Origin of the sequence: Arthrobacter sp. S41, from assembly GCF_004320535.1 — a bacterium.
Taxonomy (GTDB): domain Bacteria; phylum Actinomycetota; class Actinomycetes; order Actinomycetales; family Micrococcaceae; genus Glutamicibacter.
Genome location: NZ_SIHY01000002.1, coordinates 419,708 through 434,257, shown reverse-complemented (window position 1 = coordinate 434,257; position 14,550 = coordinate 419,708). Strand labels below are relative to the sequence as shown.

General features: G+C 58.6%; 14 protein-coding genes and 1 riboswitch. Of the genes, 7 read left to right on the top strand and 7 right to left on the bottom strand.

Translation table 11 applies throughout. From position 1 onward, the window contains the following. Positions 1-13: 13 nt before the first annotated feature. Complete coding sequence (locus tag EYR88_RS13335) at positions 14-961, bottom strand: 2-hydroxyacid dehydrogenase (protein WP_131090242.1); 948 nt, start codon at positions 959-961, stop codon at positions 14-16. A 117-nt stretch (positions 962-1,078) separates the two neighbouring features. Between EYR88_RS13335 and EYR88_RS13330 the strand changes: the two genes are divergently transcribed. From EYR88_RS13330 to EYR88_RS13320, 3 genes are all read left to right on the top strand, one after another. Beyond that, on the top strand, positions 1,079-1,273 hold the full coding sequence (locus tag EYR88_RS13330) for a hypothetical protein (protein WP_131090241.1): 195 nt from the start codon (positions 1,079-1,081) through the stop codon (positions 1,271-1,273). A gap of 388 nt (positions 1,274-1,661) precedes the next feature. Continuing rightward, positions 1,662-2,120 carry a hypothetical protein gene (locus EYR88_RS13325; RefSeq protein WP_131090240.1) on the top strand — a complete coding sequence of 153 codons (459 nt, stop codon included), beginning with the start codon at positions 1,662-1,664 and terminating at the stop codon, positions 2,118-2,120. Positions 2,121-2,335: 215 nt separating this feature from the next. Further along, on the top strand, positions 2,336-3,487 hold the full coding sequence (locus EYR88_RS13320) for a hypothetical protein (protein WP_131090239.1): 1,152 nt from the start codon (positions 2,336-2,338) through the stop codon (positions 3,485-3,487). A gap of 66 nt (positions 3,488-3,553) precedes the next feature. Here EYR88_RS13320 and EYR88_RS13315 read toward each other — a convergent pair whose 3' ends face one another. From EYR88_RS13315 to EYR88_RS13305, 3 genes are read right to left on the bottom strand one after another with little or no spacing between them, the layout of a single operon-like run. Then, complete coding sequence (locus EYR88_RS13315; RefSeq protein WP_131090238.1) at positions 3,554-4,102, bottom strand: flavin reductase family protein; 549 nt, start codon at positions 4,100-4,102, stop codon at positions 3,554-3,556. Next, positions 4,089-5,129 (bottom strand): methionine synthase, encoded by a 1,041-nt coding sequence (locus EYR88_RS13310; RefSeq protein WP_131090237.1) that lies wholly within the window; start codon positions 5,127-5,129, stop codon positions 4,089-4,091. The genes EYR88_RS13315 and EYR88_RS13310 overlap by 14 nt, the downstream gene beginning before the upstream one ends. A 17-nt stretch (positions 5,130-5,146) precedes the next feature. After that, positions 5,147-6,139 carry a putative oxygenase MesX gene (locus EYR88_RS13305; protein ID WP_131090236.1) on the bottom strand — a complete coding sequence of 331 codons (993 nt, stop codon included), beginning with the start codon at positions 6,137-6,139 and terminating at the stop codon, positions 5,147-5,149. A gap of 121 nt (positions 6,140-6,260) precedes the next feature. Here EYR88_RS13305 and EYR88_RS13300 point away from each other — a divergent pair, with 121 nt between their 5' ends. The 4 genes from EYR88_RS13300 to EYR88_RS13285 all read left to right on the top strand — a co-directional run bounded on the left by EYR88_RS13300 (position 6,261) and on the right by EYR88_RS13285 (position 11,964). Next, complete coding sequence (locus tag EYR88_RS13300) at positions 6,261-7,202, top strand: LysR family transcriptional regulator (RefSeq protein WP_131090235.1); 942 nt, start codon at positions 6,261-6,263, stop codon at positions 7,200-7,202. 224 nt (positions 7,203-7,426) lie between these two features. Then, positions 7,427-7,517, top strand: a riboswitch (SAM riboswitch). Between the two features lie 109 nt (positions 7,518-7,626). After that, on the top strand, positions 7,627-8,928 hold the full coding sequence (locus EYR88_RS13295) for an aminotransferase class I/II-fold pyridoxal phosphate-dependent enzyme (RefSeq protein ID WP_131090234.1): 1,302 nt from the start codon (positions 7,627-7,629) through the stop codon (positions 8,926-8,928). Then, positions 8,928-10,166, top strand: a complete 1,239-nt coding sequence (locus EYR88_RS13290; RefSeq protein WP_131090233.1) for a cystathionine gamma-synthase — start codon at positions 8,928-8,930, stop codon at positions 10,164-10,166. The genes EYR88_RS13295 and EYR88_RS13290 overlap by 1 nt, the downstream gene beginning before the upstream one ends. A gap of 61 nt (positions 10,167-10,227) precedes the next feature. Beyond that, positions 10,228-11,964, top strand: coding sequence for an HNH endonuclease signature motif containing protein (locus EYR88_RS13285; protein ID WP_131090232.1), 1,737 nt, complete (start codon positions 10,228-10,230; stop codon positions 11,962-11,964). On the opposite strand, the gene EYR88_RS13280 is transcribed toward EYR88_RS13285, so the two are convergent. The 3 genes from EYR88_RS13280 to EYR88_RS13270 are packed head-to-tail and all read right to left on the bottom strand — an operon-like array spanning position 11,961 to position 14,435. After that, complete coding sequence (locus EYR88_RS13280; RefSeq protein ID WP_131090231.1) at positions 11,961-12,479, bottom strand: gamma carbonic anhydrase family protein; 519 nt, start codon at positions 12,477-12,479, stop codon at positions 11,961-11,963. The two genes, EYR88_RS13285 and EYR88_RS13280, sit on opposite strands and share 4 nt — an antisense overlap. Before the next feature lie 37 nt (positions 12,480-12,516). Then, a complete protein-coding gene (purU, locus tag EYR88_RS13275) occupies positions 12,517-13,359 on the bottom strand; it encodes a formyltetrahydrofolate deformylase (protein WP_131090230.1) in 843 nt (280 codons plus the stop codon). Between the two features lie 47 nt (positions 13,360-13,406). Next, positions 13,407-14,435 (bottom strand): FAD-dependent oxidoreductase, encoded by a 1,029-nt coding sequence (locus EYR88_RS13270; protein WP_242632583.1) that lies wholly within the window; start codon positions 14,433-14,435, stop codon positions 13,407-13,409. Positions 14,436-14,550 lie beyond the last annotated feature (115 nt).

Sequence of the window (14,550 nt, the reverse complement as noted above, 5' to 3'; positions counted from 1 at the left end):
GCTCAACGCCGAGTCAATTGATGATTCGGTTGGCGAGTTTTTCACCGTGCGCAAAGGCAATGACCTGATTTACTGCCAGTTCGCTGACCAGAGCAATGAACTGGTCGGTGTCTCCGGCCATGTGAGGGGTGATGATGCAATTCGGTGCGCTCCACAGTGCATGATGTGCCGGCAGCGGCTCGGGGTCGGTGACATCCAAGGCCGCATGCAGCCTGCCGGATTGCAGTTCCTGCACCAGCGCTTCGGTGTCGATGAGGGGCCCGCGTCCCACATTGACCAGTAGCGAGCCGTTTTTCATTGCCGAGAGGAATTCGGCATCGATAAGTTGCTTGGTTTCCGGGGTCTGTGGCAGGGCAACAATCACCACATCGGCGGTAGGAAGAATAGCCCAGAGTCGATTGAAGGAATGAACGGGGTAGCCCTGCTCATGGACTCGTTCGGCGCGCGCAATAGAAGTTAGCTCGGCAGGTTTGAAGGGCAGCAACCGCGAGCGGATTTCGCTGCCCACTCCACCAGCACCAAGGAGCACCACCTTAGACCCGTGCAGCGAGCTGGTCCATGTTCTGGTCCACTGGCGCTCGCGCTGCTGCTGGCCGACTCGCGGCAGCTGGCGCAGAGATGCCAGAACCAAAGCAAGGCAGTGTTCGGCGGTGGCGTCTTCCACGGCACCCTTGGAATTTGTTAATGACACTTGTTTCGGAAGATGCTCCAGAACCCACTCGTATCCGATGGAAAGCAGGTGGACATGCTTCAGTCCCTTGATGCGAGAGACTCTTGAACGTAGACGAGGGTTGCTCGGACGTTCGGTGACCAGGACGTCGGCTTCAGGCGCATCGTGCGGATCATCGTCGATGTGCCACAGGATCGGTTCTATGCCGGGAAGCGTCAACTCGTCGACGAGATCCTGCCAGGGGACGAGAACACGAAGGATCAAGGAAATTCCAATCATCGGTGGGTACATGGCTATTGTGTCTGTTCTGTCTGTAGCTGGACAAGTCCGGCGTCAGAAGTGCACTCAATCGTCGAGCGCCGAGCGTATTGGTCTGCGTGGAAATGATCCAGTGGATAGAATCAGGGTATGACTCAAACTTCAGAGCGCAATGGCCGGAAGGTCTCAGCAGGTTCCACCTCGACAATGGTTATCGGATGGACGTTGGTAGTAATCGGCCTAATCGTTTTCGTGCTCGGAGAACCGGCTGGAGGCGGGCTGCTGGTGGTGTCCGGAGCCGTGCTCCATGCCGGCGCGATGGTTGCCGAGTCCAACCGCCGGTAGGCGCCATATCGGTTCGGGACGTAGTTGTGTGCCGAGGTCAAGAACCAGAGAAGCCGGACAAATCGGAACTTGTACGGGACGCCCATTTAAGTCTTGGCGTGCACTTGCCCAGCCTTGGCAGTGGTGCGGACGCGTAGCAGCCCACGAGGTGCATTCTCGGCTAGCTATCTGTAGTTGCAGTAGGCCTTGGCGAATCAAGAAGCGCCGAGCATGGTTCCAGCGAGGCGCGCTTCGATCTATATCCGCACAATGCGGACTTTTCCGTATCGGCGGCCCACGCATGGTGTGAGTTCATGTTGGACACGGTTCAGGACGCGGGGCGCCGTGGACCAATCTGAACGGTGCATAGTTAGTCCAAAGTGTCGGCGGCACTTCCTATAGTTCAGTTATGACTACAGAAGAGACAACCCTCTGGGTTCAGGCGGCCGCTGTGGTGGTTGCCGTTGGTGCGTCCATTGTTGCGTTGATTGTGTCGGCGTTGGATCGGCGCAACGCCCGATCAATCGCGGCGAAGGACCGCGAACTCGCAGTGAGACAAGCGACGCTCATGTTTGAGCTTGAATCGTTATTGCGCCTTGGACAGCTCCGCCGTCGTGGCGGTCATGTCGACAAGGAAAAGAGCACTGACATGGGTGCCGAAGCGGCGGCGCTGGTCGGCGCGCTAGGTGCGGAGCGATTGCCGAAGAATTGGCTAGGCGCCGTTGATCGTGACGATGCAGGGTTGCGCGCGTTCGTGGACGACGAATCGAACGAAGAATGGAAGAGAAAAGCGGTAGAGGTCCAACTGGCGCTAAATGCCGTGACCGCCGAAATACAAGAACTGCTTCGTGGACAAAAAGCCGAATAGACAGTCATTGATTCGGCGATTGCCCCTAGCGATTTGTGAGAAAATTCCATTGTGGTTCTTCAGTTAATGGGCTACGTTAGATTCAATCATCAATCTATCGGCACAGGTCAGCATGTATTTATTTGCAAATTCATGATTCATGATGACGTGATGCATTACGCCGATTCGCACCCTTTGAAGCAGGATAATTGAAAACTAAATTAGGCACGGCAGCAATGTCCACTGCACTAATCTCAGGATTGGTGCTTTGTGGCCCGGCAGCAAATGCAGAAGTGGTTACGGACGAGGCCAATTCGAGTCCAGCTGAATCTTCAGCGTCAGTTGACTCTCCGACGGAGCCAGTCGTCGTTACTGTTGCACCGGAATCGCCTGTAGAAGAAGTCATCGAATCAGAAGTGGCCGTCGTTTCGACTGAGTCAGAAGCGATTCCAGATGTAGAAGAGCCTGTCGAAACCGCAACGTCAGAACCTGCTATTTCCCCGACACCTGAGCCCTCGGAGACACAAACTGGCCAGCCCGATGAGGCCGCCAAATCTGAGCCTATGGTGGCAGAATCCTCGTCGGCCCCGGAGCCCGAAGCCACAACGGAGGTTACCGCCGAAGCAAGTGAGTCAGCAGAGTCCACGAGCACGCCAACGGACGTTGCAGACCAGGACGAAGACCCTCGCTGGGCCCAAATCGATGCTCTGATGCCTGAGGGCAGCGAGGATTGGGACGAAGCTCAATGGGAAGCTTTCGAGCAAACTGAAGCCGGGCAGGAGATGAACCGTCTTCTTGACGAATTGTTTGCTGAAGATGACATCTGGGACGAAGAATCCGAGCTTTCCGACGAAGAGCTGGCTTTCTGGGAGTCCATTACCGACCTTCTTCCCGAGGAAAGCTTCGACTGGGATGAAGCCCAGTGGGAAGCTTACTTAAGCACCGACCAAGGCCTCGAACTGCTTGACCTGATGCTGCCATTCATCGCCGAAAGTATCGAAAGCGATGAAGACGCCACTGAGTTCCAGGCGTTCCTCGAAGAAGTCTTTGCCCATAATCCCCAACTGCGAGCGTACTACCTTGAATTGTTCTTCGGGATCCAGCCGGAGCAAGAAGACGATGATATCGACGAACCACAAACTGATCAGGAGATGGTTCCATCGGAGAGTGAATCTGCGTCGGCTAGCGCAGAAATCGAGCCTGCCGGTGATGTCAGTGCAGCGCCTTCGGCTAAGAAGCAAGACACAAAGAAGAGCGCCGACTCCGCAACACCAGTACTGGCGAACACTGGCTTTGACGGAGTCACCGCTGGAGTAGCGGGGCTGCTGGTGGCCCTTGCCGGTGCGGTCTTTGTTGCTCTCGGACGTCGAAAGTCGACCAAGCACTAACGCAAAGAGCCATTGGACCAGCTAAAGCTGTTCGGCCGCCGTCTATGAGACGGCGGCCGAAGAGTTTTAACCGTTTAGGCGTGAATTTTCGTTGAGGTGATGCCACGAACGGTTGTGGTAAACCAACGCGTCACCAAGTTCGCCCGGCTGAGCATCACGTTCAATGTGCGCCTGCAGAGCGCGGGCAACAATCACCGTGGAAGTTCCGGCCTGAATCCGTTCAATAACTTCGCAGCGGACCCACGCACGGACGTTGTCAAACACCGTTTCGCCGGTGCTTAAACGTGTCCACGACTGGCTCTGTGCGAAGCGGTCAATGCCGCTGGTTGCACCCAGTTTGGCAACCTCAAGGTCGTGCACATCCAGGCTATGAACGACGATCGTTGCCGCACGAGAAAGAACGTCGGCAGCCGAAGATAACGCCGAGATCGAAAAGACCAATAGCGGTGGATCAACGCTGATTGATGCCACCGAGGTGGCAGTGAGCGCAACGGGCCCGTCGCCAGCATCTGCCGTAATGACGCTGACACCACCCGGATGTCCGCGGAAGACAGCTTTGAAGTCATCCGCGGACAGCGAATCGGTAGCGTCGATGGTGACCTTAGACGCTGGCACCGACGAGCTCCTCGCGCAGGATGGACGCTCCGGCGCTCAAAGCGCTGAGCTTTGCCAGCGCAGTGTCGCGAGGGAACGGTGCCATGCCACAGTTGGTGCTCGCAATCAGCTTGTCCGCGTCCACAAATTCCAACGCCTTGCGCAGGGTCTGTGCGACTTCTTCTGGGCTTTCAACGGTTTCGCTGGCCACATCGATGGCGCCGAGCATGACCTTCTTGCCGCGGACCATCTCAACGACTTCAATCGGCACGTTGGAGTGGTGCGATTCCAAAGATACGGTGTTGATGGTTGAAGCCTGCAACAGTGGGAAGGACTTCTCGTAGTGGCGCCACTGAGCTCCGAGGGTGGCCTTCCAATCGTTATTGGCCTTGATGCCGTAACCGAAACAGATGTGAGCGACGGTTTCAGCTTTTAGCCCTTCGCATGCGCGCTCCAGCGCTGCGATGCCCCAGTCAGCAACTTCGTCAAAGAAGACGTTGAACGCTGGCTCGTCGAACTGGATGACATCCACTCCAGCGGCTTCGAGTTCCTTGGCTTCCTGATTCAGGATGGTAGCGAACTCCCAGGCCAATTTTTCGCGGCTCTGGTAGTGAGCGTCATACAAGGTGTCCACCATGGTCATTGGGCCAGGCAACGTCCACTTAATCTGCTTGTCAGTGTATGAACGCAGGAACTTTGCATCGTCAACAAATACTGGCTTTTTTCGCTCTACTGCACCAACAACAGTGGGCACGCTTGCGTCGTAGCGGTTGCGGATGCGCACGGTCTCACGCTTTTCAAAGTCAACACCGCTCAGGTGCTCAATGAAGGTTGTGACGAAGTGCTGACGGGTCTGTTCGCCATCGCTAATGATGTCGATGCCACGCTGAGTCTGCTCCAGTACGGCAGCGCGCATGGCATCTTGCTTTCCTTCGCTCAGCTCGGAACCTTGGAGCTTCCAATCGGACCACAGGGTCTCAGGTTGGGCCAGCCATGAAGGCTTGGGGAGGCTGCCGACGATTGAGGTTGGAATTAGCTTTGAAGTCATCGTTTATCTTTCGATTCTCAGGCGACAGGAGTTGGGCAGGTGGCGGAAAATTGGTTGAGCAATTCTTGATTAGGGATGATGAAGTGCTCCTGCGTGTACTTACCCTGGCTAGCTCCGAGTCGGGTGCGTTCTTCGCGGTCGTAGTCGATCCGAGTCGGAGCGAAGTCCTGAGCGCTCAGGCTTGGACGGTAGACCGACGGGGCAGCACAATTGGCGTTGTAAATCTCGGGGCGGTAGATCTTCTGAAAGGTCTCCATGGTGCTAATCAGACTGATCAACTGCAGGTTGGTGTAGTCATTGAGTAGATCGCCACGGAAGTAGAAAGCCAGTGGAGCTACGGAACCTGCAGGCATGAAGTAGCGCACCTGCAAACCCATTTTGCCGAAGTAGGTATCGGTCAGGGAGTTCTCGTCCTGCTGGTATTCCAAGCCAAGGACTGGGTGACTATTGCCGGTGCGGTAGTAGGTTTTGGAAGTGGAGACGCTGATGGCGACCACTGGCAACTGGTTAAAACGCTGCTGGTAGGCTTCCGAATCCAAGAAATGCTGGAAGAGCTGGCCGTGAAGGTCGCCGAAATCTTCAGGTAACTTAGGAGCACCCGAGCCGTTGCTGGCCGCCGGAAGCACCACACTGAAGTCATAATCGCGGACGTAAGAAGAGAAATTATTGCCCACCATGCCATGGCTACGGGTACCGGTGAGGCGGTCGACAACGATGGTGTCTAGAACTTCAAGAAGCGGAAAATCCTGCTCTTCATTCTCGGCGGCAAAATGCACGTTGGCCGAGATGATTTCCAGTTCGAGCTCATAACGATCGCCGGCAGGATTGTCCCAGTGAGCCAGCGAATTGAAGCGACGGTTGATCATCGTCAGGGCGTTGCGCAGGTTCTGTTGGCGGTTCTCGCCGCGGGCCAGATTTGCGAAGTTTGTGGTCACTCGTGAGGTGGCACAGGGAGTGTAATTCTCGTCGAATTTGGTGGTGCTAATGCTGAAAGTGAGCTCGTCTGCCATGGCGGCCAATCTTGTGATGAGGGCCTGGGCAGGCCGAAAGTAAGTCGATGCGTCCATCATGCAGGGTCTTCATTGATATCAGGTAACTCGATATAACTATGGATTCATATAGACTGAATCTATGGTTCAAGGAACAAGCGGTTTAACATTGCAACAGCTTCGCTACTTCACCGCGGTCGCTACCGAGGGCTCCATCTCCGGTGCCGCCGACCTAATTTACGTCGCGCAGCCCAGCATGTCCGCGGCCATGAAAGAGCTCGAAGCACGAGTGGGGCGCACCCTGTTGGTCCGCTCCGCAAGGGGAGTGACACTCACCCCCGAGGGGGCAGAATTCCTGGGTTATGCACGCCAGGTCCTGGAGCAGGTGGAGCTTCTTGAACATCGCTACCTCGGCCGGCCTTCGGCTCGGCGCTTGCTTGGTGTCTCCACGCAGCACTACTCATTTTCGGTTGATGCCTTTGTGCGCATGGTTCAGGCCAGCGGCGCAGAGGAGTACCAATTTTCGCTCCGGGAGACCCGCACTGAGGAAATCATCGAGGACGTACGCACTCTACGTAGCGACATTGGGATCTTGTACCGCAACGACTTCAACCGGAAAGTGATCGACAAGCTGCTGCGCGAATCCAGGCTTGTCTTCCATCCGCTGTTCTTGGCCGATCCGCACATTTTTATTTCGCGCAGCAACCCGCTGGCCTCGCGTGCACAGGTGACGCTTGAAGACCTCGAGGACCTGCCGCGGCTTACCTTCGACCAGGGTGCAAACAACTCCTTCTACTTTTCCGAAGAGGTGCTCTCCACCCGTTCAAGCCAACGCGAAATTCAAGTCTCGGACCGCGCCACGATCTTTAACCTCATGATCGGCTTGGGCGGGTACACCATCTCCACCGGCATCATCAGCGACGAGCTTGATCCCTCCATCGTTGCCATCCCGCTGTCCATCGACGAGCGAATCGAGATCGGTTGGATCGACCACGCCGGGATCCCGCTCACCGATCAAGCGCAGCGTTATTTGGAAGAAGTGCGTGCGGTGGTCGCCAGCTTTGACGTTGAGGTGCTGGGCTAAAACCGTAACAGTGTGTCATCTCTAGCCTTCGAGTCGTCACACTAGCAGGGCAAAAATGCTAGATTCCAAGGATTATGCTCAAAGTGGCGCGTCATAAACAGGTCGTAAACCCCGTGTCATCATGACAACTTGGCGACATATGAAGCGTGGCGACCTTGTATGAAGCCGTGAGCCCGATGCCGCTTGCACCGCCCGGGGCAGATATCGAACCATGGAAGAACAACAAACCATCAAGAGCGACTAAGAGATCTGGCTCGAAGACGTCGCAGCAACCATCGGGAAACCGAAAGGTGCTAATGCCAGGGACGATGGAGCAGTTCCGAACGCTTTTAAGCGCACTGTGCCTCGTACCAAGTCAGTGTTCGGGCTTTGGTACGGGTTACATCTTTCGGTGCACTCCCTCGCTAGGAAACGAGAAGGAGCTATGAGCCAAGGAACCGACGCGGTCCACGCAGGGTATCGACCAAGCGGAGATTTCCGCCCGATGCTGCCACCACTACATAACTCCGCAGCGTACCAATTTGAATCCCATGCTGAAGCGATCGAAAAGTTCGCTATGCGCCAGTCCGGGTTCACGTACTCACGCACCGGTAACCCCACCGTTTCGATCCTCGAGCAGCGTGTAGCCGCGCTGGAAGGTGGAGCTCAGGCGGTGGCCACCGCCTCGGGACAGGCAGCTGTTTCACTGTCCCTGTTGGCGCTGACCCAGGGACCTAAGCACATTGTGGCGTCTTCCTCGCTATACGGCGGCACGGTGGACCTACTGACCGACTCCTTCGCCGACTTTGGCATCCGCGTCAGCTTTGTTGACCAAGCCGATCCGGCAGCCTGGGCCGGGGCCATCGAGGATGAGACCCGCGCGTTTTTCCTAGAGTCCGTGTCCAACCCGCTGTGCACGGTGGCCGATCTTCCCGCTATTTCGGCGATCGCCCACGAGCACAACATCCCGGTGGTCGTGGATAACACCCTGGCCACCCCGTTGAACTTCCGCCCACTAGATTTTGGCGCGGATATTGTGGTCCACTCGGCCACCAAGGGTCTGGCCGGCCACGGCTCGGTACTTGGCGGCGTGGTGGTGGATTCGGGAAAGTTCGACTTCTCCGATCCGCTGCGTTGGCCACAGATTGCCGCCCCACGCGTGCGGTTGAACAATACTTCCTTGCTCGAACGCCACGGCTCTGCTGCCTATGCGATGCTGGTGCGTTCCAAGTTCCTGCACGATCTAGGTCCGGCATTAGCTCCGGCCAGCGCCCAAGGCATTTTGGCCGGCATCGAAACTTTGCCGGTGCGTGCAGCGCATGTACAGCGCAGCGTGAGCACCCTGATCCAAGAGCTCTCCGGCCACCCGGGCATCGCGGCCATCCATCACCCCTCACAATCCAGCCACCCGAGCCACACCGTGGCCCAACAGCTCACCCCCAAGGGCACCGGCTGCGTGCTGGCCATCGAGTTGGCACACCCGTCGCTAGTTTCCCCGGTGATTGATGGGCTAGAACTGATCAGTTTGGCCGCGAACGTGGGGGACACCCGCACGATGATTTTGCACCCGGCCACCATGACCCATTGCCGGCTCTCGGCCGATCAGTTGGCCGACGCTGGCCTGAACGCCTCCACCCTGCGCCTTTCGGTCGGGCTTGAAGATCCTGTGGATCTGCTCGCAGACCTGAACCGCGCGCTTGATAATGCACTAAACCGGGCCCTGGCCCCACAAACTCAAGGAGCATGATGACTGGCTTCAACACTCAGGCCGTACACGCAGGCCAGGAAAAAGACCCACACACCGGCGCGGTTGTTCCGCCGATCTACCAGACCAGCACCTTCATCCAGGACGGTATTAACGTACTGCGATCCGGGCACGAATACTCCCGCGGCTCCAACCCCACTCGAGATGGTTTCCAAGACCAGCTCACCATCCTAGAAAACGGCGCGGCCGGTTTTGCCTTCGCCTCAGGTATCGCCGCCGAAGATGCGCTGCTGCGTGCCGTGCTGGAACCGGGCGATCACATCGTTCTGGGCGCCGACGGTTACGGCGGCACCAACCGGTTGATCTCCAAATTGCACAGCAAATGGGGCATCACCTCCTCGGCGGTGGACATCACCAACTTGGATTCGGTGCGAGCTGCACTGCAACCCAATACCGCCCTGCTCTGGGTGGAAACCCCGTCCAACCCACTGCTTGGCATCGCCGATCTAGCCGGCTGGGCCCAGCTGGCCAAGGAAATTGGTGCGCTGCTGGTGGTTGATAACACCTTCGCTACCCCTTATCTACAGCGTCCGCTGGACTTCGGCGCGCACGCGGTAGTTCACTCCACCACCAAGTACATCGGCGGGCACTCCGACGTGCTCGGTGGTGCGGTAATTGTGGCCGATCACCTCTTCCGCGGCCAGTCCCTGGCCGAAGCGGTCGGCTATCAGCAGTTTGCCGGCGGTGCGGTGGCCGGACCGCAGGATTCCTACCTGGCCGCCCGCGGACTGAAAACCCTGGGCCTGCGCATGGAACGTCACTGTTCCACCGCCGATAAGCTGGCCCGCTGGCTTGACGCGCAGCCAGAAGTGACCCGCGTGTACTACCCGGGTCTGGAAACCCACCCCGGGCACGAACTGGCCAAGCGCCAGCAGCGCGGTTTTGGCGGCATTGTTTCGCTGCAGCTCACCGATGAAGCCGGCGCCCGCGCCTTCGCTGAATCCATGGAGTACTTCCAGCTCTCGGTCTCCTTAGGCGGGGTGGAATCGCTGGTCTGTTATCCGCGCGAAATGACTCACGCATCGCTGATTGGCACCGAACTGGAGATCCCGGCCAACCTGGTCCGCCTCTCGGTGGGCATCGAAGAGGTCGAAGATCTGATCGCCGATCTGGAACGTGGACTGCTTGCCGCCCGCGCAGCGTCGAACGCCTCGCGATCCGCGGCCAAGCCCGTAACCCAAAGGACCCGGCAGAGCGCATCCGCCTTCGCTACCGCGTAAATATCCACAGCCCGTTCGAGCTTGCCCCGCAGATCAGTAACTGCGGGGCAAACTCGTTTCCATGGACACAGCACAAGCACTCAAGGATCTGGCCACGGCGGCCCAATTGACCGCCAGCGCTACTGCTGTGTTGTCCCAGACAGATCTGACCGCCGGCCACGCGGCCTATTTTGCACTCTTGACCGAGCACCTCGGCCAGCAGCAATCGCGCACACAGCTTCACGCCGCCCACGCGCTTCGTCGTACCGGCGCGCACAAACTTGATCAAGCCTCCTTTCAAGCCATCACCGACGCCGGCACCAACCCCACGCTGGAACAGATCGAAGCCACCCATGGCCACACCATCGCCGGGCGCACTCACTTCAAAAGTGCCCGCGGGTTGATGCATGACTGGTTGGACATTCCGCGCAGTACCGCGGGGGACCGGTTGGTCCAAGCCGACTGCCTCATTGGCCGGATTGATGAGGCTGGCCAACAGCTCGATCCGTGGCTGCCGGAACTCGCCGCCACGTTCACCGACCCTACCGTGGACCCGCGGCTCGTTGCCGCAACGGCAAGCAAACTGCATTCGGCCCGCAAAGATCTGGGCGAGGGCAAAGCCGGCCGGGACAAACTGCGCCAGCTCCAAGCCAAATCCGTTGCTTTCCTCAACGCCGAACCCAAGTCGGCCCGCAAACACATCAATGACCTTGTCGCCGAAGTGAAATCCGGCAAGCGCCCACTTAAAGCCCTGCTTGAATGCATCGGCATCTTCAAGCGGGGCACGCGCCAGGGACTCGTGGAATATGTTTTGCGAGTTTTGCCCTCGCACGCCGCGTTCATTGAGGCATTTTTTGCCAAGGTGGATAACCCTGCCACCGTGGCCGGCAACCGCGAGCGTCTAAAGGACGCCGAGGCTCATTTCACCGGCGAGCCGGGCAGCGACTGGGACGACGAAGAAACAATGCCCGACTGGGCCAAGGGTGGAAACCGCTCCGGCCCGGACGACGAGGATCCGGACGACTCACCCGCCGCCGACGATCCGGACGAAGATCCGGGCAGCGACGATCCGGACGACGATCCTGACAGCGAGGATCCCGACGACGCACCGGCCGATTCGAGCGACTCACAAACTCCGGAACCCGCAGCTCCGTGGGAAGAGATGAAGCCCGAACGACGACGGCTGATCGGCCTGATGGCCTTACTCATGACTAACCGGACAACTGATTCGCAGCCTGAACCGGGATTCGGCTCAGCGCAGGTGAGCATCGTGATGAACTGGGAAAAGATGCAACGCCAAGCACAAGATTTCGCCGTCACCTCCAGCGGAATCCCGTTATCGCCCGGTGAAGCCAGAGCCGCGCTGTGTACCGCCGGCATTTACCCGCTAGTACTCAATGGCGCTTCTCTGCCCTTGGACCTCGGTCGAACTCAACGGCTCTTCTCCAAAGCCCAAGGCCGAGCGATCCGGGCCGCCTACCGAGGCTGCTCCTACCCTGGCTGCAGTATGCCCGCCGAACGTTGCGAACTGGACCATCTGGATCCGTGGGAAAAGGGCGGACTCACCGACATCGCCTCGGCCGACCTCAATTGCCCGATCCACCACATCGGCCGGCACTGCGGACTCTTCCGGACGGTCAAGATCGCCGGCCACCGGCCACTGGTCTTGCTCTCCACAGAACTTGATCCCGAACAAAAGCTCCGGGTTAATACCTATTTCATGACGCCGAACGAGGCACTTGACGCAGAAGCCATGGCGCAGCAGCTGACGATCGGGTGGCGGGCTGGAGCGCTGGCCCTAGAATTTGCTGAAGCCTAGGCGTTCGCAGCCAAATGCTTGGCAGATAGTTCAAGGTAGTGCTCGGCGTTGACGTTCAGCCCGGCCACTTCCTCATCGCTGAGCTCACGGCGCACCTTGGCCGGCACACCGGCAACCAATGAACGCGGCGGAACCTGTGTGCCTTCGAGTACTAGCGCCCCGGCGGCCACCAACGACTGCTCACCAATGACCGCGCCATTCATAATGGTCGCGCTCATACCCACCAGGCAACCGTCGCCCACGGTGGCACCGTGCACTACCGCCGAATGTCCCACGGATACTCCAGCGCCCAATGTGCAAGGGAAACCCGAATCGGCGTGAAGCACCGCGTTGTCCTGCAAATTGGTGCCAACACCAACGCGAATAGGGGCCGAATCCCCGCGCACAGACACCCCGTAGAAGGCGCTGGCCTGATCGGCCAGGACCACGTCTCCGCTCAACACGGCGGTGGGTGCGATAAATACGTTGTTGCCGACCTGGGGAGTCGACCCGTCAATAGTAATAATGTGGCTCATGCCACCTACTCTAATTGGCGGGCGAGCCCGGTGCGAGTTACGAGAAGACGATTGTGCGCTGACCGTCGAGCATCACGCGATGCTCGGCATGCCACTGCACGGCACGAGTCAGTGTGCGACCCTCAACGCTACGACCCAACTCCACTAATTGCTCGGCGGTGCGGGTGTGCGACACGTGAGTGACTTCCTGATCAATGATCGGCCCCTCATCCAGATCCGCGGTGACGTAGTGTGCGGTCGCGCCGATCAGCTTCACACCGCGAGCGTAGGCCTGGTGATAAGGCTTGGCGCCCTTAAAGGAAGGCAAGAACGAGTGGTGAATGTTGATCACGCGCCCCTCCATCCGCTCGCACAACGAGTCGGAGAGGATCTGCATGTAGCGGGCCAACACCACCAGTTCGATGTTGTAATCTTCGGCGAGCTTAAGCAGCTCCGCTTCAGCCTGCGACTTGTTCTCTTTGGTTACCGGCAGGTGCACAAAGTCCACACCGTAAAAATCTGCCATCGGCTTGAGATCCAGGTGGTTGGAGACGATCACCGGCACGTCGATGGCCAGCGTTCCGGCACGCTGCGCAAACAGCAAGTCATTGAGCGCATGGCCGGCCTTGGAGCACATGATCATGGTGCGCACCCGATCGGCCGCGTCAGCAACCTTCAACGACATCGCAAACTGATCGCGAATCGGTGCCAAAGACGCACGAGCCTGATCCAAGGACTGTTCGGTCTCAACCTGGATCCGCATGAAGAACGTGCCGGTTTCGGGGGAGAGGAACTGCTGCGACTCGGTGATATTGCAACCGGCACCCAAAAGACCTCCGGAAATGGCGTGGACAATACCGGGGCGGTCGAGGCAAGACAGGGTGACGATGTACTGGTTCATGGGTTCTAAGTTAGCGCCCGCCAGCGTTTTTCTACCAATTGCGTGATCTACGTTGCGTCGCCCAAGTACTTCGCGGCAGCCAGCGCAGCCTTTCGACCGGCCCGGGTGGCCCCCAACGTAGAAGCCGAGGCACCGTAGCCGACAAAAAAGATCCCCGGCATCGCGGAAGCCGAAACCCCATCTTCCTCCATCACGATGCCGCCGGCCTCAGTATGAAGTTTGAGGTTGCGCAAATGGCGGTGGGCATGACGGAAGCCGGTCGCCCAGAGTATCGCGTCGATCTTCTCCCGCGTTCCGTCGTCAAACACCACCGCGTCAGATTCCAATCGGGCGATCTTGCCGCGGGAAACCAGCGCCCCGGAAGTGATCCCGGCGCGCATCTTCTCGTTCAGCAGCAAACCGGTGGTACCGACTACCGACTTGGGCGGTAACCCAGCACGAGTGCGCTCATTAACCTGGCGCTCCACATCCAGCCCCCATTCGGCGCCGGCGAATTCCCGCCAATCGGGCGCTCGCCGAGTGGACCAGAGGGTGTCGACCCCGGCCTCACGCAGCTGCACAATAAATTGTGTGGCGCTAGCCCCGGCTCCGACTACTAGCACTCGCCCGGAGAACTGGGACGGGGAGATGAACCCGTTGGTATGCACCTGTGGTCCGTCAAACTGTCCGGGGTACACCGGCCAGAACGGGTTGGACCAGGTGCCGGTCGCGTTGATAACGGTGCGAGCGGTGTAGAGCTGATCGGCGTGCACCTCAAAGTGGTTCTCCAACCGCGTTACCGAGGTGACCGTGGCCGAATGGCGCACCGGTAAGTTGAAGCGTCGCTCGTACTCGCCGTAGTACTCCTTAACCACGGCCGACGCGGGCCGGGTGGAGTCCTGATTCTCCAACGGGAAATCTGGCAGCGGGTGAATATGGTGCGTCGCGCCCAAGGTGAGCGAGTCCCAACGGTTCTGCCACGCGCCTCCAGGACCGGGGTTTGCATCGAGCACGAGGATGTCCACACCGCGCTTGGCCAGATGGTAGGCAGCTGAGAGCCCGGCTTGCCCGGCCCCGATCACAATTGTTGAGTACACATCCAAAGGTAACCCTGCGCACTGCGCTCTCATTCCCGAACCGATTTTCGCTACACTGGAACGCGTGACTGGCGTTAGGTGGGTAACCACCGGGGAGCTAATCGTGCGAGCCGCG

Excerpts from the sequence above, each read along its gene's own strand:
- EYR88_RS13335 (WP_131090242.1), bottom strand. The coding sequence starts at position 961 with ATGTACCCACCGATGATTGGAATTTCCTTGATCCTTCGTGTTCTCGTC.
- EYR88_RS13330 (WP_131090241.1), top strand. The coding sequence starts at position 1,079 with ATGACTCAAACTTCAGAGCGCAATGGCCGGAAGGTCTCAGCAGGTTCC.
- EYR88_RS13325 (WP_131090240.1), top strand. The coding sequence starts at position 1,662 with ATGACTACAGAAGAGACAACCCTCTGGGTTCAGGCGGCCGCTGTGGTG.
- EYR88_RS13320 (WP_131090239.1), top strand. The coding sequence starts at position 2,336 with ATGTCCACTGCACTAATCTCAGGATTGGTGCTTTGTGGCCCGGCAGCA.
- EYR88_RS13310 (WP_131090237.1), bottom strand. The coding sequence starts at position 5,129 with ATGACTTCAAAGCTAATTCCAACCTCAATCGTCGGCAGCCTCCCCAAG.
- EYR88_RS13305 (WP_131090236.1), bottom strand. The coding sequence starts at position 6,139 with ATGGCAGACGAGCTCACTTTCAGCATTAGCACCACCAAATTCGACGAG.
- EYR88_RS13300 (WP_131090235.1), top strand. The coding sequence starts at position 6,261 with ATGGTTCAAGGAACAAGCGGTTTAACATTGCAACAGCTTCGCTACTTC.
- EYR88_RS13295 (WP_131090234.1), top strand. The coding sequence starts at position 7,627 with ATGAGCCAAGGAACCGACGCGGTCCACGCAGGGTATCGACCAAGCGGA.
- EYR88_RS13290 (WP_131090233.1), top strand. The coding sequence starts at position 8,928 with ATGACTGGCTTCAACACTCAGGCCGTACACGCAGGCCAGGAAAAAGAC.
- EYR88_RS13285 (WP_131090232.1), top strand. The coding sequence starts at position 10,228 with ATGGACACAGCACAAGCACTCAAGGATCTGGCCACGGCGGCCCAATTG.
- EYR88_RS13280 (WP_131090231.1), bottom strand. The coding sequence starts at position 12,479 with ATGAGCCACATTATTACTATTGACGGGTCGACTCCCCAGGTCGGCAAC.
- purU (WP_131090230.1), bottom strand. The coding sequence starts at position 13,359 with ATGAACCAGTACATCGTCACCCTGTCTTGCCTCGACCGCCCCGGTATT.